Source organism: Streptomyces sp. NPDC101165, from assembly GCF_044768135.1.
GTDB lineage: Bacteria > Actinomycetota > Actinomycetes > Streptomycetales > Streptomycetaceae > Streptomyces.
Map to the genome: position 1 here is coordinate 167,076 of NZ_JBIWPG010000009.1, position 17,830 is coordinate 184,905.

12 protein-coding genes are annotated in these 17,830 nt (G+C 71.0%); 7 read left to right on the forward strand and 5 right to left on the reverse strand.

The genetic code is table 11. The features are described from left to right. Positions 1-415: 415 nt before the first annotated feature. Entirely contained in the window at positions 416-1,072 is a 657-nt protein-coding gene (locus ACIRVH_RS20815) for an MBL fold metallo-hydrolase (RefSeq protein ID WP_145874967.1), read from the reverse strand. 46 nt (positions 1,073-1,118) lie between these two features. Further along, positions 1,119-1,805 carry a maleylpyruvate isomerase family mycothiol-dependent enzyme gene (locus tag ACIRVH_RS20820; RefSeq protein ID WP_403955316.1) on the reverse strand — a complete coding sequence of 229 codons (687 nt, stop codon included), beginning with the start codon at positions 1,803-1,805 and terminating at the stop codon, positions 1,119-1,121. A gap of 225 nt (positions 1,806-2,030) precedes the next feature. Here ACIRVH_RS20820 and uvrA point away from each other — a divergent pair, with 225 nt between their 5' ends. Further along, on the forward strand, positions 2,031-5,060 hold the full coding sequence (gene uvrA, locus ACIRVH_RS20825) for an excinuclease ABC subunit UvrA (RefSeq protein ID WP_403955319.1): 3,030 nt from the start codon (positions 2,031-2,033) through the stop codon (positions 5,058-5,060). A gap of 170 nt (positions 5,061-5,230) precedes the next feature. On the opposite strand, the gene ACIRVH_RS20830 is transcribed toward uvrA, so the two are convergent. Together ACIRVH_RS20830 and ACIRVH_RS20835 are read right to left on the reverse strand one after the other, a co-directional pair. Then, positions 5,231-6,142 carry a carbohydrate kinase gene (locus ACIRVH_RS20830; protein ID WP_403955321.1) on the reverse strand — a complete coding sequence of 304 codons (912 nt, stop codon included), beginning with the start codon at positions 6,140-6,142 and terminating at the stop codon, positions 5,231-5,233. Next, positions 6,139-7,263 carry a LacI family DNA-binding transcriptional regulator gene (locus ACIRVH_RS20835; RefSeq protein WP_403955323.1) on the reverse strand — a complete coding sequence of 375 codons (1,125 nt, stop codon included), beginning with the start codon at positions 7,261-7,263 and terminating at the stop codon, positions 6,139-6,141. Before ACIRVH_RS20835 ends, ACIRVH_RS20830 begins: the two co-directional genes overlap by 4 nt. A gap of 252 nt (positions 7,264-7,515) precedes the next feature. Here ACIRVH_RS20835 and ACIRVH_RS20840 point away from each other — a divergent pair, with 252 nt between their 5' ends. After that, positions 7,516-7,950, forward strand: a complete 435-nt coding sequence (locus ACIRVH_RS20840; RefSeq protein ID WP_403955326.1) for a ubiquinol-cytochrome c reductase iron-sulfur subunit — start codon at positions 7,516-7,518, stop codon at positions 7,948-7,950. Between the two features lie 79 nt (positions 7,951-8,029). On the opposite strand, the gene ACIRVH_RS20845 is transcribed toward ACIRVH_RS20840, so the two are convergent. Next, positions 8,030-8,977: a hypothetical protein gene (locus tag ACIRVH_RS20845; RefSeq protein WP_403955328.1), complete on the reverse strand. Its 948-nt coding sequence runs from the start codon at positions 8,975-8,977 to the stop codon at positions 8,030-8,032. Positions 8,978-9,412: 435 nt separating this feature from the next. Between ACIRVH_RS20845 and uvrC the strand changes: the two genes are divergently transcribed. The 5 genes from uvrC to ACIRVH_RS20870 all read left to right on the forward strand — a co-directional run bounded on the left by uvrC (position 9,413) and on the right by ACIRVH_RS20870 (position 17,664). Beyond that, positions 9,413-11,500, forward strand: a complete 2,088-nt coding sequence (uvrC, locus tag ACIRVH_RS20850; protein WP_403955330.1) for an excinuclease ABC subunit UvrC — start codon at positions 9,413-9,415, stop codon at positions 11,498-11,500. After that, on the forward strand, positions 11,497-12,486 hold the full coding sequence (rapZ, locus tag ACIRVH_RS20855; RefSeq protein WP_403955333.1) for an RNase adapter RapZ: 990 nt from the start codon (positions 11,497-11,499) through the stop codon (positions 12,484-12,486). The genes uvrC and rapZ overlap by 4 nt, the downstream gene beginning before the upstream one ends. Then, positions 12,483-13,577 carry a uridine diphosphate-N-acetylglucosamine-binding protein YvcK gene (yvcK, locus tag ACIRVH_RS20860; RefSeq protein ID WP_403955334.1) on the forward strand — a complete coding sequence of 365 codons (1,095 nt, stop codon included), beginning with the start codon at positions 12,483-12,485 and terminating at the stop codon, positions 13,575-13,577. The genes rapZ and yvcK overlap by 4 nt, the downstream gene beginning before the upstream one ends. Continuing rightward, positions 13,568-14,557 carry a DNA-binding protein WhiA gene (gene whiA / locus ACIRVH_RS20865; RefSeq protein ID WP_071381536.1) on the forward strand — a complete coding sequence of 330 codons (990 nt, stop codon included), beginning with the start codon at positions 13,568-13,570 and terminating at the stop codon, positions 14,555-14,557. The genes yvcK and whiA overlap by 10 nt, the downstream gene beginning before the upstream one ends. A 152-nt stretch (positions 14,558-14,709) precedes the next feature. After that, on the forward strand, positions 14,710-17,664 hold the full coding sequence (locus ACIRVH_RS20870; protein WP_403955337.1) for a M14 family zinc carboxypeptidase: 2,955 nt from the start codon (positions 14,710-14,712) through the stop codon (positions 17,662-17,664). Positions 17,665-17,830: the final 166 nt, after the last annotated feature.

The following is a 17,830-nucleotide window of genomic DNA, read 5'->3' on the forward strand; positions in this document are numbered from 1 at the left end:
AGCGAACCCCATGTTTGTCCAGGTCACGGCGTTCATTGTCCGCATACTGGGAACGGGTGTTGCGGTCGTGTGAACGCTGCCACCCGAGGTGGCCCTGGCCTGGGCCGCCGGCCGAGGGCGGGGTTGGAAGACCGGCGGCCCATACCGCGCAGGAGCCGTCATCCTGTGCGGGGCTGCCACCAGTTGACTGCGTGACACGGCGCGAGGGGAGCGCGCATGCGCCCCCGGCGCGTGCGAACAGTTCACACGGGGCGCGCGCCCGGCGCGAACTCGCCGACTGCTCGAGCCGCGTCCGCTTCACCAAGGGGCGCGGGGCCGTAGCTACATGCAGTTCCGCCGCGCGGGAGCAAAAGGCCACCACGCACCCGCAGCCGCACATGAACCAGGCGCGCCGAGCGATCAGGCGCCGGGCACATCACCACCCGCGCGCGTGCCACTCCGGCAGATGCGGCCGCTCCGCCCCCAGCGTGGTGTCGTTGCCGTGCCCCGGGTACACCCAGGTCTCGTCCGGCAGCACATCGAAGATCTTCGTCTCCACGTCGCGGATCAGACTCGCGAACGCCTCAGGGTCCTTGCGCGTGTTGCCGACGCCGCCCGGGAAGAGGCAGTCCCCGGTAAAGACGTGCGGGTGGCCGTGCGGGTCGTCGTAGACCAGCGCGATGGAGCCCGGAGTGTGCCCCACGAGGTGGCGTGCGGTGAGTTCCACGCGCCCCACCCTGATGACGTCACCGTCGTCGACCAGGACGTCGGTGGGCACCGGGATGCCCGGGGCGTCCTCCCGGCCGGCGTACGTACGGGCACCCGTGGCGGCGGCGACCTCGGCGAGCGCCTGCCAGTGGTCGCCGTGCTGATGTGTGGTGACGACGGACGCGATGCCGTCGTCGCCGATCATGGCCAGCAGGGTCTGTGCCTCGTTGGCGGCGTCGATCAGGAGTTGCTCGTCGGTGGCCCGGCAGCGCAGCAGATAGGCGTTGTTGTCCATCGGGCCGACCGCGATCTTCGTGATCATCAGGTCTTTCAGCTCGTGCACGTCCGCCGGGCCGCCGACCTTGACCTCTCCGCTGTACGTCATGGTGATCAGCCTATAGCGGGGGAGTGTCCGGCGGGCCGTCGTCGCGCTACAGCGGAGGCAGCTTCGGGAGCGCGCCGCCCGTCGCCTCCAGCGCGGCGCCCTCGCGGCGTCCGGCGAGCCAGCCCAGCAGGTCCGCCGGAGACCCGGTGACCGTGATCTCCGGCTCGGCGGCCTCGCGTCCCGTGCTCCACGCGCGCGTGCCGTCCGTGACGCGGGTCGCCGGGACGTCGGGGTGCCCCGAGAACCGCTGTGCCAGGAACTCGATCTCCCGCTCGGTGAACTCCGCCGGCAGGTCCTCCAGCTCGTACCCGGTCCCGAGGTCCACATGGTGCAGGTCGACCTCGACCCAGCGCCGGAACGGCACCCGGGACGCGGAGTCGGTGACCCCGTTGCGCAGCTCCACCGTGCGCGTCCAGTCCGCCGGCGCGGCCCCCGTCTCCTGGAAGCGGGCCCCGCTCTCGCGCACATCGGCGAGCTGGTCGTCCAGGGGGCGCGGGGCGTCCCGCTCGATGTCGGCGTCCCGGGCCTCGGCGCTCGCGTACATGGGACGGCCCTCGAGGACGTTCACGAGCGCGTCCGCGTTGCGGGCGAGGTGGGCGAGGACGTGACCGCGGGTCCAGCCGGGCAGGCGTGACGGCTCGGCGAGAGACGCGTTGTCCAGCTTGGCGACAGCGGTGAGGAGCCGCTCGGTCGCTTCGCGTACACAGGCCAGGTCATGAGCGTGATCAATCATGGGCCTGACCTTAGCCCCGCCACACCTTTGGGTGAAGGTGGTGAACCTCCGCCAAAAATCGAAAGCACGTGCTATATCGTCGGGGGTGGCGTCGGGCATGCTGGATGACCGGGGGTTGTTATGCAACCGGGAAATCCGACCGGCGTTGTCAGTGGCTCCCCCTAGTCTCGAAGAAGCACGGGGGCCCCGCCCCTGTCACTTCTCTCAAGAAAGGTGCGGACCGGCGTGGCCGACCGTCTCATCGTCCGTGGCGCGCGCGAGCACAACCTGAAGAATGTCTCGCTCGACCTGCCGCGTGACTCGCTCATCGTCTTCACGGGCCTGTCGGGGTCGGGTAAGTCCTCGCTGGCCTTCGACACCATCTTCGCCGAGGGCCAGCGTCGCTACGTGGAGTCGCTCTCCTCGTATGCCCGCCAGTTCCTCGGCCAGATGGACAAGCCGGACGTCGACTTCATCGAGGGTCTGTCCCCGGCGGTCTCCATCGACCAGAAGTCGACCTCGCGCAACCCGCGCTCCACGGTCGGCACCATCACCGAGGTCTACGACTACCTGCGTCTGCTCTTCGCGCGCATCGGCAAGCCGCACTGTCCCCAGTGCGGACGCCCGATCTCGCGCCAGTCGCCGCAGGCCATCGTCGACAAGGTCCTGGAGCTGCCGGAGGGGAGCCGCTTCCAGGTGCTGTCGCCGCTGGTGCGCGAGCGAAAGGGCGAGTTCGTCGACCTCTTCGCCGACCTGCAGACCAAGGGCTACTCACGCGCGCGTGTGGACGGCGAGACCATCCAGCTGTCCGACCCGCCGACCCTGAAGAAGCAGGAGAAGCACACCATCGAGGTGGTCATCGACCGCCTCACGGTGAAGGACTCCGCCAAGCGCCGCCTCACCGACTCCGTGGAGACCGCCCTCGGCCTGTCCGGCGGCATGGTCGTGCTCGACTTCGTGGACCTCCCCGAGGACGACCCCGAGCGCGAGCGCATGTACTCGGAGCACCTGTACTGCCCGTACGACGACCTGTCCTTCGAGGAGCTGGAGCCCCGCTCCTTCTCCTTCAACTCGCCCTTCGGTGCCTGCCCCGAGTGCACCGGCATCGGCACGCGCATGGAGGTCGACCCGGAGCTGATCGTCCCGGACGAGGACAAGTCCCTGGACGAGGGCGCCATCCACCCCTGGTCGCACGGCCACACGAAGGACTACTTCGGCCGCCTGATCGGCGCCCTCGCGGACGCGCTCGGCTTCCGTACCGACATCCCCTTCGCAGGCCTGCCGCAGCGGGCGAAGAAGGCCCTGCTCCACGGTCACAAGACCCAGATCGAGGTCCGGTACCGCAACCGGTACGGCCGCGAGCGCGTGTACACCACGCCCTTCGAGGGTGCGGTGCCCTTCGTGAAGCGCCGGCACAGCGAGGCCGAGAGCGACGCCAGCCGCGAGCGCTTCGAGGGCTACATGCGCGAGGTGCCCTGCCCCTCCTGCGAGGGCACGCGCCTGAAGCCGATCGTCCTCGCCGTCACGATCATGGAGAAGTCGATCGCCGAGGTCTCCGCGATGTCGATCAGCGACTGCGCGGACTTCCTGGGCGAGCTGACGCTGAGCGCCCGCGACAAGAAGATCGCCGAGCGCGTCCTGAAGGAGGTCAACGAGCGGCTGCGCTTCCTGGTCGACGTCGGCCTCGACTACCTCTCCCTCAACCGCGCGGCCGGCACCCTCTCCGGCGGCGAGGCCCAGCGCATCCGTCTGGCCACCCAGATCGGCTCCGGCCTCGTCGGTGTCCTGTACGTCCTGGACGAGCCGTCCATCGGCCTGCACCAGCGCGACAACCACCGGCTGATCGAGACCCTGGTCCGGCTGCGCGACATGGGCAACACGCTCATCGTCGTGGAGCACGACGAGGACACGATCAAGGTCGCCGACTGGATCGTCGACATCGGCCCGGGCGCCGGCGAGCACGGCGGCAAGGTCGTGCACAGCGGCTCCCTGAAGGAACTGCTCGCCAACGCCGAGTCGCAGACCGGCCAGTACCTCTCGGGCCGCAAGTCCATCCCGCTGCCGGACGTACGGCGCCCGCAGGACCCGACCCGCCGACTGACCGTGCACGGCGCCCGGGAGAACAACCTGCAGGACATCGACGTGTCCTTCCCGCTCGGCGTGTTCACGGCCGTCACGGGCGTGTCCGGATCCGGCAAGTCGACGCTGGTCAACGACATCCTCTACACGCACCTGGCCCGCGAGCTGAACGGCGCGCGCAGCGTCCCCGGACGGCACACGCGCGTGGACGGCGACGACCTCGTCGACAAGGTCGTGCACGTCGACCAGTCGCCCATCGGCCGCACCCCGCGGTCCAACCCGGCGACGTACACCGGCGTCTTCGACCACGTCCGCAAGCTGTTCGCCGAGACCACCGAGGCGAAGGTCCGCGGCTACCTGCCCGGGCGGTTCTCCTTCAACGTCAAGGGCGGCCGCTGCGAGAACTGCGCGGGCGACGGCACCATCAAGATCGAGATGAACTTCCTCCCGGACGTCTACGTCCCGTGCGAGGTCTGCCACGGCGCCCGGTACAACCGGGAGACCCTGGAGGTCCACTACAAGGGCAAGTCCATCGCCGACGTGCTGAACATGCCGATCGAGGAGGCGACCGAGTTCTTCGAGGCGGTCCCGGCCATCTCCCGGCACCTGCGGACGCTGAAGGACGTCGGCCTCGGGTACGTGCGACTCGGCCAGTCCGCGACCACCCTGTCGGGCGGTGAGGCGCAGCGTGTGAAGCTCGCCAGCGAGCTGCAGAAGCGCTCCACCGGACGCACGGTCTACGTCCTGGACGAGCCGACCACCGGTCTGCACTTCGAGGACATCAGCAAGCTGCTGAAGGTCCTCGCCGACCTGGTCGACAAGGGCAACACGGTCATCGTCATCGAGCACAACCTCGACGTGATCAAGACCGCCGACTGGGTCGTCGACATGGGTCCGGAAGGCGGTGCCGGCGGTGGCCTCGTGGTCGCCGAGGGCACGCCCGAGGAGGTCGCGGGCGTTCCGGCCAGCCACACCGGCAAGTTCCTGCGCGAGATCCTCGGCGCCGACCGCATCAGCGACGCGGCACCGGTGAGGGCACCGCGCGGTGCGGCGGCCAAGAAGACGGCCGCGGCCAGGTCGACGGCGAAGAAGACGGTGACGGCCAAGGCCAACAACACGGCGACCAAGAAGGCCGCCGCGGCCACGCAGAAGACGACACCGGCCAAGAAGACGACGACGCGGGCCCGCAAGGCCTGAGGCCGGTTCGGGGCATGCCCTGACACGTCATCAAAAAAGCGGCGCCCCGCGGGAACTCCCCGCGGGGCGCCGTTCGTTCCACCATCAGCCACTTTGGCTCCGCGGTCCGGCCGTCCCACGAACCGCGGATCCGGTCGAACCTTGACACGAGCACAGAGGAAAGAGACCGCTCACAACTCGCCCAGCTCGGCCGCGTACGGCGGCTCCGCACCCGCGCGTGAGCAGGTGATCGCCGCTGCGCGTGCCGCGAACCGCAGCAGTCGCCGCCAGCCGTCCCGTCCCAGGGCGGCGAGTCCCTCCGGCGACAGCGCGTCCTGAGCGGACAGGCCGTGCAGCAGGGCCGCGTTCACCGTGTCACCGGCGCCGATGGTGTCCACGACCGCGACCTTCTCGCCTGGTACGGAGTACTCCGCGCCGTCCCGGGTGTGGACGGTGAGACCGTCGCCGCCCCGGGTCACCACAACAGCCGCCGGTCCCGCGGCCAGCCACTCGCGCGGGGTGCCACCCAGCCACTCCGCGTCCTCCGCGGACAGCTTCAGCAGCGTCACCGAGGGCAGCCAGCTCTTGAAACGCGCCCGGTAGGCGTCCGCGTCCGGGACGAGACCCGCCCGGATGTTGGGGTCGAGGGCGGTGAACAGGCCCTGCGCGGCCGCGTTTCGCATCAGCTCCTCGTAGGCGCTCGCTCCCGGTTCCAGGACGAGTGAGCAGGTGCCGAAGGACACCGCGCGCGTGCCGGCGGGGAGTCCGGCGGGGGTGCTGAAGAGACGGTCGGCGGTGCCGTCGACATAGAAGGAGTAGGCGGCGGAGCCGCCGCCGTCGATCGTGGCGACGGCGAGCGTGGTCGGCTCGGGGCCGCGCTGCACGCCGGACACGTCCACCCCGGCCCGGCGTAGCCCGTCCAGCAGGGCCTCGCCGAAGGCGTCGTGCGAGGTGCGGGAGCAGAACGCGGTCGGGGAGCCGAGGCGGCCGAGGGCCACGGCGGTGTTGTACGGGCCACCGCCGAGCGCCGGCTTCAGGTCCGCCAGCGCACCCGGGCCGTGCGGTACCAGGTCGATCAGTGCCTCACCGGCGACGACGATCACGAGGCGGTTCCCTTCTCGGACAGTGCGGACTGCGCGGAGTGTGCGGAGAGCGCGGACGGTTCGGTCTTCCGACCAGGTCCGGCCGACCTTGCGTCTGCGGCCCGGTCGTGGTCCTGGTCCTCCGGGCATCCGCAGGAGGTGCGGTGGACGAGGGTGCAGGGCAGCCGGACGGTCCGAGCCGGCCGGTCGGGGGCGGCCAGCCGGTCCAGGAGCACCCGGACGGCCTGGGCCCCGATCTCCCTGCTGGGCTGGGCGACGGCGGTGAGCCGGGGCGAGAACAGATCGGCCCAGGCGAAGTCGTCGAAGCAGCACAGGGCGATGTCGTCCGGGACGGCCAGGCCCTCCCGGCGCAGGGCGCGCAGGGCGCCGATGGTCATGGCGTTGTTGGCGGTGACCAGCGCCGTGGGCGGCGCCGGCAGGGAGAGCAGGGCGACCGTGGCCCGCTCGGCACCCGCCGACTCGGAGTTGCCGGACACCACGAGGTCCTCGTCGTGGGCCAGCCCGGCGGCGGCGAGACCCTGCCGGTAGCCGGTGATCCGCTCGCTGGTGGTGCTGAGCCCGGGCAGGCCCGCGACCAGGCCGATCCGGCGATGGCCGAGCCCGGCGAGATGGGTGACGAGGCGGGCCGTCGGGCCCTCGTTCTCGGCGCAGACCTGATCGAAACGCGCCTTCTCGGGGAGTACCCGGTCCAGGAACACCGTCGGAACCTCGTGGCGGCCGAGGTAGGCGACGAGGTCGTGCGGGTGTGCGGAGGGGGCGACGATCATGCCGTCCACCCGGCGCTCGTGAAGAAGCTGGACGACCTTCCGCTCGTGCGCGGGGTCGTCGTGCGGGTCGGCGATGAGCAGGCTGTAGCCCGCCTCCAGGGCGGCGGCCTCGACGCCCTGCAGGATCTCCGTGAAGTACGGGTTGCTGATCGCCGACACAGCGAGGCCGATGGAGCGGGTGCGGGAGGTCACCAGGGAGCGGGCGAGGGTGTTGGGTGTGTAGCCGAGGGCGTCGACGGCGTCCAGTACGGCCTGGCGGGTGTGGGGCAGCACCGGACGCGTGCCGTTGAGCACGTGGGAGACGGTTGCCACGGAGACTCCGGCACTCCGGGCGACATCCGCCATGGTGGCCATCGCGCTTTCCTCTCCCTGAGCCGCTGAGCCGCTGAGCCGCTGAGCCGCTGAGCCGCTGAGCCGCTGAGCCGCTGAGCCGCGGGACTTGTCGGACGCCGGGAAGGTATCCCATCCACCACCTCCGCGTAAACGCTTACGCAAACGTTTACGTGCCCGGATCCGATCTCCTCCCCACTCGCCACCCCCGCCCCGGAGCCGGTCGTTCCGTCCGAGTATCGTCGGCCTGCACACCCCCTGACCAGTGGAGACCTGATGTCCGCCCGATCGGCCCGCCCGTCCACGAGTCGTCGTACCGTCCTTCGAGGCGCCGCCGTGGCCCCGGTGGCAGGGCTCGGGCTGGCCGCCTGCTCGGCGCCGGGTGGCACCACCGCGGACGCGACGCCGACCGCGCCGGTCGACCTCGGTGCCGAGAGCGAGGTCGCCAAGGGCGGCGCGAAGCTCTACCGCGAGCACAACGTGGTCGTCAGCCGGGACGGGACCGGGGCCCTCAAGGCGTACAGCACGATCTGCACGCATGCGGGGTGCCCCATCAACAAGCTCCAGGGGACGACCCTGATCTGCCCCTGCCACGGCAGCCAGTTCGACGCCGTGACGGGCAAGGTGGTCCAGACGCCGGCCACCGAGCCGTTGAACGAGCTGCCGGTGAAGGCGTCGAACGGCAGGATCATCGCCGGTCCGGGCGCCTGACCGGCCCGCACCGCCGAGCGGCGCTCAGGTACTTACACCCGGCTCCCGCCACGCCGGCTCCGGGCGTTCCGGCCCCGCGTCACTCCCAGTCCCAGGCGATGCCGACCAGGCCCGGACGTATCCGGGGTTCGACCACGTGGACGCTGTGGTGCGGCCCGCTGACCGTGAGCTCGTGGCGGCCGCTGCGCGGGGCCGCGGGAGAGTGCTGGGCGAAGCGGTGGCAGCGGGTCGGCAGCACGGTCCGGTCGAAGCGCACCTGGAGCGCGTACTGGCCGCCAGGGAAGCCGAACCCGTGGACGTACTCGCGCGAGACCCCCGCCGTGCCGTCCTCGATGCCGTACCGGAAGAGGAAGGTGTCGCCGGCGCGCAGCCGGGTGCCGAAGAGGAGTTCGGCGACCAGCACACCCGTCTCCTGGTCCAGGCGGACGCGCCCGGTCCGGCAGTTCTCCAGGGCGTGCACCGCCATGGCGCGGGGGCTGCAGCCGGGGTCGCCGTGGTGGACGGCGAGGAAGCGGTCGACTCCGTCGCGGTGGGCCCGCACGATGTGGTGGGACTCGAGGCCGGCCAGTTCGCGGCGGGCGCCGATCCGGACTTGCTCGTGGTGGCCGAGGGTGTGCAGGCCGCCGTCGAGGGACCAGCCCAGGTCGCCCTGGAGCCGGTTCAGGGCGTCGGAGGCCTCGATCAGGGAGCGGTAGGAGCGGGCCGAGGTGCGCCGGACGGAGGTGGGCTCGCCGGACTCGGTGAGCAGCCGGATCAGGGACTCGTCCGGCAGCTGGAGGATCTCCTCCAGGGCCCGTACGGCGCGCAGCGACTCGGGGCGCTGCGGACGGCGGGCGCCCTGCTGCCAGTAACTCAGGCTGGTGACACCGACCTTGACCCCGTGGCGCGACAGATGGTGCTGCACACGCTGGAGCGGCAGCCCGCGGGCGGCGATCGCGGCGCGCAGCGCCACATGGAAGGGGCCGCCCCGCAGGGCCGTGTCCAGTTCCGCGGTGGGGACGTCCGCGTGCTCTGTGGCGTGCCGCATGCACAGGGGCCTTTCTGTGAGGTGTCGCGACGGCTGGTCAGACCGCTGGCGCAGGTGTGCGGGGCCACCCCCGTGGGCGTCGGGAGACGCCCCTGTGCGCACACACCGCGTCCGTACGCCGGCGTGCACGGCCCCGAGTTCCCCCGCATTGAAGCGTGTTGACCAGACCCCGACAACACCTCCGACCCGGTCACGGCCTACTCCTGGCCGAGCCGCGCCCCCCACGTGTGCGGGCCGGGGCCGTCACGGGCCGCAGGAGTGCACCCCGGGTGCCCTGCCGGGCAGGTTCGGAGGGACCGGCATGGCCGGAAATGCGGCCCTCGGGGGCAGTGCTGTGGGGGACCGCGCCGATCGGGGCTGACCGGGGGATCCGCGCCGGTGGGCGTTGTCCACAGGCGCGACGCGGTGTCGGTGCTCGCCAGTAGGGTGTGAGACATGGCCGACCCCTCCAGCTACCGCCCCAGGCCGGGTGAGATCCCGGACTCCCCGGGGGTGTACAGGTTCCGTGACGAGCACCGCCGGGTGATCTACGTCGGAAAGGCGAAGAGCCTGCGTCAGCGCCTGGCGAACTACTTCCAGGACCTGGCGAACCTGCACCCGCGCACCCGGACGATGGTGACCACCGCCGCGTCCGTGGAGTGGACCGTGGTGTCCACGGAGGTCGAGGCGCTGCAGCTGGAGTACTCCTGGATCAAGGAGTACGACCCCCGGTTCAACGTCAAGTACCGCGACGACAAGAGCTACCCGTACCTCGCGGTGACGATGAACGAGGAGTTCCCGCGCGTCCAGGTGATGCGGGGTCACAAGAAGAAGGGCGTCAGGTACTTCGGCCCGTACGGCCACGCCTGGGCCATCCGGGACACCGTCGACCTGCTGCTGCGGGTCTTCCCGGTGCGCACCTGCTCGGCAGGCGTCTTCAAGAACGCCTCCCGCACCGGCCGCCCGTGTCTGCTCGGCTACATCGGCAAGTGCTCCGCCCCCTGCGTCGGCCGCATCACCCCCGAGGACCACCAGGATCTGGCCGAGGAGTTCTGCGACTTCATGGCGGGCCGCACCGGCACCTACCTCCGCCGTCTGGAGAAGCAGATGATGGAGGCGGCCGAGGAGATGGAGTACGAGCGGGCCGCCCGCCTGCGCGACGACATCGAGGCCCTGAAGAAGGCCATGGAGAAGAACGCGGTCGTGCTCGCCGACGCGACCGACGCCGACCTCATCGCCGTCGCCGAGGACGAGCTGGAGGCGGCCGTCCAGATCTTCCACGTGCGCGGCGGCCGGGTGCGCGGCCAGCGCGGCTGGGTGACCGACAAGGTCGAGGAGGTCACCACCGGCGCCCTCGTCGAGCACGCCCTGCAGCAGCTGTACGGCGAGGAGACCGGGGACGCCGTCCCCAAGGAGGTCCTGGTCCCGGCCCTGCCCGAGCCGGTCGAGCCGGTCCAGGAGTGGCTGACCGGCCGCCGCGGGGCGAACGTCTCGCTGCGCATCCCGCAGCGCGGCGACAAGAAGGCGCTCATGGAGACCGTGGAGCGCAACGCCCAGCAGGCCCTCGCCCTGCACAAGACCAAGCGCGCCTCCGACCTGACGACGCGCTCCCGGGCGCTGGAGGAGATCGCCGACGCCCTCGACCTGGACAGCGCCCCGCTGCGCATCGAGTGCTACGACATCTCCCACCTGCAGGGAGACGACGTGGTCGCCTCCATGGTCGTGTTCGAGGACGGCCTGCAGCGCAAGAGCGAGTACCGCCGCTTCCAGATCAAGGGCTTCGCCGGCCAGGACGACGTCCGCTCCATGCACGAGGTCGTCACCCGCCGCTTCCGCCGCTATCTCGCCGAGAAGGAGAAGACGGGGGAGTGGGCCGACGGCGAGGAAGCACTGGCCGACGGCGAGCCGGTCCTCGGTGACGGCGATCCCCTCACCAGCTCCCTCAAGGACGACGACGGCCGTCCGAGGAAGTTCGCCTACCCGCCGCAGCTCGTCGTGGTCGACGGCGGGCAGCCGCAGGTCGCGGCGGCCCGGCGGGCGCTGGACGAGCTGGGCATCGACGACATCGCCGTATGCGGTCTCGCCAAGCGCCTGGAGGAGGTCTGGGTGCCCGGCGACGACGACCCGGTGGTCCTGCCCCGTTCCAGCGAGGGCCTCTATCTGCTCCAGCGCGTCCGCGACGAGGCGCACCGCTTCGCGATCACCTACCAGCGCACCAAGCGCGCCAAACGCTTCCGCGCCGGCCCCCTGGACGATGTGCCCGGCCTCGGCGAGACCCGCAAGCAGGCGCTCATCAAGCATTTCGGTTCGGTGAAGAAGCTGCGGTCGGCCACAATCGAGCAGATCCAGGAGGTGCCCGGGATAGGCCGGAAGACGGCCGAGACCATCGCAGCGGCCCTCGCCCGGGCGGCTCCGGCCGCACCCGCCGTGAACACGGCGACCGGAGAGATCATTGATGACGAGGAACCCGATACGACGGCGGGTTCCTCGGGGGAGCCCGTGTCCGCGGGTCTCCCGGACGAACGACGGGGGCAGGAGAGATGACCGAGCACGACGCACAGCCCACAGCGGACCGAGATCAGACGGCCGCGGGGGAGCCGCAGCAGGCGGCTGAGGAAAACGGAGCACAGGTGAGTACGGATGCCACGCCGGCCGGGGCGCCCGAAGCGGCCATCCCCGAGCTGGTGATCATCTCCGGCATGTCCGGAGCGGGCCGGTCGACGGCCGCGAAGTGTCTGGAGGACCTCGGCTGGTTCGTCGTGGACAACCTGCCGCCCGCCCTGATCCCCACCATGGTGGAGCTGGGTGCCCGCTCGCAGGGCAACGTGGCGCGGATCGCGGTCGTCGTCGACGTCCGCGGGCGGAGGTTCTTCGACAACCTGCGCGAGTCCCTGGCCGACCTCGACAGCAGGGGCGTCACGCGCCGGATCGTCTTCCTGGAGTCCTCGGACGACGCCTTGGTGCGCCGCTTCGAGTCGGTGCGCCGTCCGCACCCCCTCCAGGGCGACGGCCGCATCGTCGACGGCATCGCCGCCGAGCGCGAGCTGCTGCGCGAGCTGCGCGGCGACGCGGACCTGGTGATCGACACCTCCAGCCTCAACGTGCACGAGCTGCGCGCCAAGATGGACGCCCAGTTCGCGGGCGAGGAGGAGCCCGAGCTGCGGGCGACCGTGATGTCCTTCGGCTTCAAGTACGGCCTGCCGGTCGACGCCGACCTGGTCGCGGACATGCGGTTCCTGCCGAACCCTCACTGGGTCCCGGAGCTGCGCCCGTACACCGGCCTCAACGAGGAGGTCGCCGCCTACGTCTTCAACCAGCCCGGCGCCAAGGAGTTCCTCGACCGCTATGCCGAGCTGCTGCGGCTCATCGCGGCCGGGTACCGGCGCGAGGGCAAGCGGTATGTGACCATCGCCATCGGCTGCACCGGCGGCAAGCACCGCTCGGTCGCGATGTCGGAGAAGCTCGCCGCACGTCTCGCGGCCGAGGGCGTGGAGACGGTGCTCGTACACCGGGACATGGGACGGGAATGACGGAACGTACATCGCGGCTGAGCAGGCTGCGCCGGGTGGTGCCGGAGGGCCGTTCGAGCCGTGCCGCGACCGACGCGCGGGCGGCTCGCCCCGTCGAGGTCCGCGGCGGCCGGGTCCGTCGGCGCGGCGCCCAGCCCAAGGTCGTCGCCCTCGGCGGCGGCATGGGCCTGTCCGCCTCGCTCGCCGCGCTGCGCCGGATCACCGGCGACCTCACCGCCGTCGTCACGGTGGCCGACGACGGCGGCTCCAGCGGGCGCCTGCGCGACGAGCTGGGAGTGCTTCCCCCGGGCGATCTGCGCAAGGCCCTGGCCGCGCTGTGCGGCGACGACGACTGGGGCCAGACCTGGGCCCGGGTCATCCAGCACCGCTTCCAGTCCCAGGGCGAGATGCACGGCCACGCGGTCGGCAACCTGTTGATCGTGGCTCTGTGGGAGCAGCTCGGCGACCACGTCCAGGCCCTGGACCTGGTCGGCAAGCTGCTCGGCGCGCACGGCCGTGTGCTGCCCATGTCCGCCGTGCCGCTGGAGCTGCAGGCCCTGGTCAAGGGGCACGACCCGGAGCGCCCGGAAGAGGTCGACACCGTGCGCGGGCAGGCGACCGTCGCCCTCACCCCCGGTGAGGTGCAGTCCGTGCACCTCGTGCCGCACGACCCGCCCGCCGTCCCCGAGGCCGTCGCGGCGGTCCTGGACGCGGACTGGGCGGTGCTCGGCCCCGGTTCCTGGTTCTCCTCGGTCATCCCGCACCTGCTCGTCCCGGAGTTGCTGGACGCCCTCACCGAGACCAAGGCGCGCAAGGTCCTGTCCCTGAACCTCGCCCCGCAGCCCGGAGAAACCGAGGGCTTCTCCCCGCAGCGTCATTTGGAGGTTTTGGGGCGACACGCCCCTAAACTCGCCCTGGACGTGGTGCTGGCCGACGAGGCCGCGGTGCCCGACCGCGACTCGCTCACCGAGGCCGCCAAGCGGCTGGGAGCCGCGGTCGAGCTGGCGCCGGTGGCCCGGACCGACGGCAGCCCCCGGCACGACCCGGAGCTGCTGGCCGCCGCGTACGACCGTATTTTTCGGATGCATGGAAGGATCGGCCCATGGCGATGACGGCAGCGGTGAAGGACGAGATCTCCCGGCTCCCCGTCACCCGGACCTGCTGCAGGAAGGCGGAGGTCTCCGCCATTCTGCGGTTCGCCGGCGGCCTCCACCTGGTGAGCGGGCGCATCGTGATCGAGGCGGAGCTGGACACCGCGATGGCGGCCCGCCGGCTCAAGCGGGACATCCTGGAGATCTTCGGCCACAGTTCGGAACTGATCGTGATGGCGCCCGGCGGCCTGCGCCGCGGCTCGCGCTACGTGGTGCGCGTGGTCGCGGGCGGCGACCAGCTGGCCCGCCAGACCGGCCTGGTCGACGGCCGGGGCCGCCCGATCCGAGGCCTGCCCCCGCAGGTGGTCTCCGGGGCCACCTGTGACGCGGAGGCGGCCTGGCGCGGGGCCTTCCTGGCGCACGGCTCGCTGACCGAGCCCGGCCGCTCCTCCTCCCTGGAGGTGACCTGCCCGGGCCCGGAGGCCGCGCTCGCGCTGGTGGGCGCCGCACGTCGGCTGTCCATCGCGGCGAAGGCCCGCGAGGTGCGCGGGGTGGACCGGGTCGTCGTACGCGACGGCGACGCGATCGGTGCCCTGCTGACCCGGCTCGGGGCGCACGAGTCCGTGCTGGCCTGGGAGGAGCGCCGGATGCGGCGCGAGGTGCGGGCCACCGCCAACCGGCTCGCCAACTTCGACGACGCCAACCTGCGCCGCTCGGCCCGTGCCGCCGTGGCCGCCGGTGCCCGTGTCCAGCGCGCCCTGGAGATCCTCGGCGACGAGGTGCCCGAGCACCTCGCGGCCGCCGGCCGGCTGCGCATGGAGCACAAGCAGGCCTCCCTGGAGGAGCTGGGCGCTCTCGCCGACCCGCCGCTGACCAAGGACGCGGTCGCCGGCCGGATCCGCCGTCTGCTGGCGATGGCCGACAAGCGCGCCGCCGATCTGGGCATTCCGAGCACGGAGGCCAACCTCAGCGAGGAGCTGGCGGACAACCTGGCGGGCTGACCCGAAACACCGTCAACTCGCCGGTGCCGACGTCCATTCGGGTGATCGGCACCGGCGTTTGCGTGTCCATGAGGCGCCCTTGACTCGATCATGAAGTGACATGAGCCTGGCAACCTGTTCGCCGCTGTGGCGGACCACCGGTAGGGGGGTTCATGAGACCCAGAGCGAGATCGATCCTCGCTGTCGGCGCGCTCCTGATCGGGGGAGCGAGCCTTGCACCCATCGCCCGGGCGCAGAGCGGAAGTCCAGGCCCGTCCGACCCCGACGCGGTCAAGGTCTTCCGAGCTGACGTCACCCAGAAACAGATTCCGCTGCTCCTCGAGGCCGGGCAGGACGGCCAGGAACTCGGCGAGCAGGTGGCCGGGCACGGGAAGACCACCGTCGAGGTCTACCTCACCGACAAGCAGGCGAGGAAGCTCGAGAAGCAGGGCGTCCGGCTGACCGAGCGCGCCCTCTCGGCCAGGGCCGAGGCGCGCGTCGAGGGCGCCGCCCAGGGCGTGTTCCGGCCCTACGGCGGGAGCGGAGGTCTGGAGCAGGAGATCGTCCGGACCGGGCAGGCGCACCCCGGCCTCACCAAGGTCGAGTCCATCGGGAAGACGATCAACGGCCAGGACATCCTCGCGCTCAAACTGACCAGGAACGCGCGGAAGTCGAAGGACGGCTCCAAACCGGCTGTGCTGTACATGTCCAACCAGCACGCGCGCGAGTGGATCACGCCGGAGATGACCCGGCGTCTGATGCACTACTACCTGGACAACTACAGGACGGACCGGCGCATCAAGAAGATCGTCGACTCCACCGAGCTGTGGTTCGTCCTGTCGGCCAACCCCGACGGCTACGACTACACGTTCAAGGACTCCACCACCCGCCTGTGGCGCAAGAACCTGCGGGACGTCAACGGGGACGGCGTCATCAGCACGGGTGACGGCGTCGACCTCAACCGCAACTTCCCCTACAAGTGGGGCTACGACGACGAGGGTTCGTCCCCGAACCCCACCAGCCAGACCTACCGCGGCGCGAGCCCCGAGTCCGAACCGGAGACCAAGGCCCTCGACGCCTTCGAGAAGCGCATCGGATTCACCTACGGCATCAACTACCACTCCGCCGCCGAACTCCTTCTCTACGGCGTCGGCTGGCAGGTCGCCACACCCACCCCGGACGACGTGCTCTACAAGTCGCTCGCCGGCACGCCCGACAACCCGGCGATCCCGGGCTACCGCTCGCAGGTCTCCTCGGAGCTGTACACCACCAACGGCGAAGCGGACGGCCACGCCTCGAACGTCAACGGCATGGCGATGTTCACCCCCGAGATGTCGACCTGTCAGACCGCGTCGAACATCGACCCGAACGACGCCTGGAAGCCGGACGACTGCCAGTCGGTCTTCAACTTCCCCGACGACGAGAAGCTGATCCGGCAGGAGTTCGAGAAGAACGTCCCGTTCGCGCTCTCCGTCGCCGAGACCGCCGCTCACCCCGACCGGCCGGTCTCCTCGGTCGGCCTGAGCGCCGCCGACTTCACCCCGGCCGCGTTCTCCACGTCGTACGCGCGGGGCCGGGACCAGGAGGTCTCGGTCGTCGTCCGCAAGGCCGTGCGCGACAAGGAGCTCAAGTACCGTGTCAACGGCGGCCGTACGTGGGACCAGACGCTCAGGCACTGGAAGGGCGGAGAGACCTACGGCGGCGACGACAACCTCTACTTCGACGAGTACCGGGCCAAGGTCCAGGACGGCGAACCGGGCGACAAGGTCGAGGTGTGGTTCACCGGCGAGACCAGGAACGGCAAGAAGGTCTCCAGCTCCCACTTCACCTACACCGTCGCCGAGCGGCCCAGGGCCGACACCCTCGTCGTCGCCGAGGAGGGCGCGGCCGCCACGCAGGCGCATACGTACGTGGACGCGCTGAAGGCGGCCGGGCACAAGGCGATCGCCTGGGACGTCGCCACCCAGGGCGCGCCCGACGCGCTCGGCGTGCTGGGGCACTTCAGGACCGTCGTGCACTACTCGGGCGCCAAGGGCCCGGCCAACGCCACCCAGCTCCAGCTGCGCGCCTACCTCAACGAGGGCGGCCGGCTGATCGAGGCCGGCGAGCTGGCCGGTGGCAGCGTCGACCTCGGCGACGGCACCCTCTCGGACGACTTCAGCCAGTACTACCTGGGCGCCTACAGCCGTACGTCGACCAAGGGGGCCACCGCCTTCACCGGCTCCGGCGGCCTCGACGGCTACACTGGCGCCCTCGGTGACGCGCCCGGCAATCCGCTCGACAGGGCCGGCACCTACGGCGTCACCTCGGACGAGCTGCCCGCCGCCGCGTACCCGCAGTTCAAGAGCGCGGGTGCGGGCCGGTTCGCGGGGACCGTCAGCCCGTACGGCCCGTACTCCGGCTCTTACATGGCCGCGGCCCTGCACACCGACGACGCCTACAAGCGCCTCACCCGCACGATCGACCTCACCGGGGTCACCGCCGCCGACCAGCCGGCCCTGCGTGCCCGGCTGTTGTGGGACACCGAGCCCGGCTACGACCACGCGGTCGTCGAGGCCCACACCGTGGGCGCCGACGACTGGACGACCCTCCCGGAGGCCGGCGGCGCCACGAAGACGGCCGTACCGGCCGAGTGCGGGGCCGGGTTCCTGATCGGGGAGCACCCCTGGCTCAGGCACTACCTCACGCTCGCGGACAACGCCTGCACCGCGTCCGGCACCACCGGTTCGTGGCACAGCCTCACCGGCAGCTCCGGCGGCTGGCAGCAGGTGAGCTTCGACCTGAGCGCGTACGCCGGCAAGTCCGTCGAGATCTCGGTCAGCTACATCACCGACCCGGGCAGCGGCGGGCACGGCGTCCTCGTCGACGACGCCTCGCTCGTGGCCGGCGGCACGGCGAAGGAGACCGAGGGCTTCGAGTCGTCCCTGGGCGCCTGGAAGGTGGCCGGACCGCCCGCGGGCAGTCCGGCGGTCCTGAAGGACTGGACGCGCACGGGAACGCTCTTCCAGACGTACGGAGCGGTCACCACCGCGGACACCGTTCTGCTCGGCTTCGGTCTGGAACAGGTGCCGTCGGCGGCCGACCGGGCGGCCCTGCTGAGGAAGGCGTTCGGCTCGCTCGACAGATGAGACGGCCGTATTCAACATGTGAGCGGGGCCCCCACTCAACGGTGCGTGAAAACGGCACTCATCAGGTGAGCCGACCCGCTCACGAACGAGTGAAAAGAGCGCCAACGGGCGGCGGCATTACGTAACAAAGACTGGCAAAACAACCGCCGATCCGAGGTGGTCCGTA

What these genes read in the sequence shown, in the direction of transcription:
- ACIRVH_RS20870 (WP_403955337.1), top strand. Translation starts at nt 14,710, where the DNA reads ATGAGACCCAGAGCGAGATCGATCCTCGCTGTCGGCGCGCTCCTGATC.
- yvcK (WP_403955334.1), top strand. Translation starts at nt 12,483, where the DNA reads ATGACGGAACGTACATCGCGGCTGAGCAGGCTGCGCCGGGTGGTGCCG.
- ACIRVH_RS20840 (WP_403955326.1), top strand. Translation starts at nt 7,516, where the DNA reads ATGTCCGCCCGATCGGCCCGCCCGTCCACGAGTCGTCGTACCGTCCTT.
- uvrC (WP_403955330.1), top strand. Translation starts at nt 9,413, where the DNA reads ATGGCCGACCCCTCCAGCTACCGCCCCAGGCCGGGTGAGATCCCGGAC.
- ACIRVH_RS20845 (WP_403955328.1), bottom strand. Translation starts at nt 8,977, where the DNA reads ATGCGGCACGCCACAGAGCACGCGGACGTCCCCACCGCGGAACTGGAC.
- rapZ (WP_403955333.1), top strand. Translation starts at nt 11,497, where the DNA reads ATGACCGAGCACGACGCACAGCCCACAGCGGACCGAGATCAGACGGCC.
- whiA (WP_071381536.1), top strand. Translation starts at nt 13,568, where the DNA reads ATGGCGATGACGGCAGCGGTGAAGGACGAGATCTCCCGGCTCCCCGTC.
- ACIRVH_RS20820 (WP_403955316.1), bottom strand. Translation starts at nt 1,805, where the DNA reads ATGATTGATCACGCTCATGACCTGGCCTGTGTACGCGAAGCGACCGAG.
- ACIRVH_RS20815 (WP_145874967.1), bottom strand. Translation starts at nt 1,072, where the DNA reads ATGACGTACAGCGGAGAGGTCAAGGTCGGCGGCCCGGCGGACGTGCAC.
- ACIRVH_RS20835 (WP_403955323.1), bottom strand. Translation starts at nt 7,263, where the DNA reads ATGGCCACCATGGCGGATGTCGCCCGGAGTGCCGGAGTCTCCGTGGCA.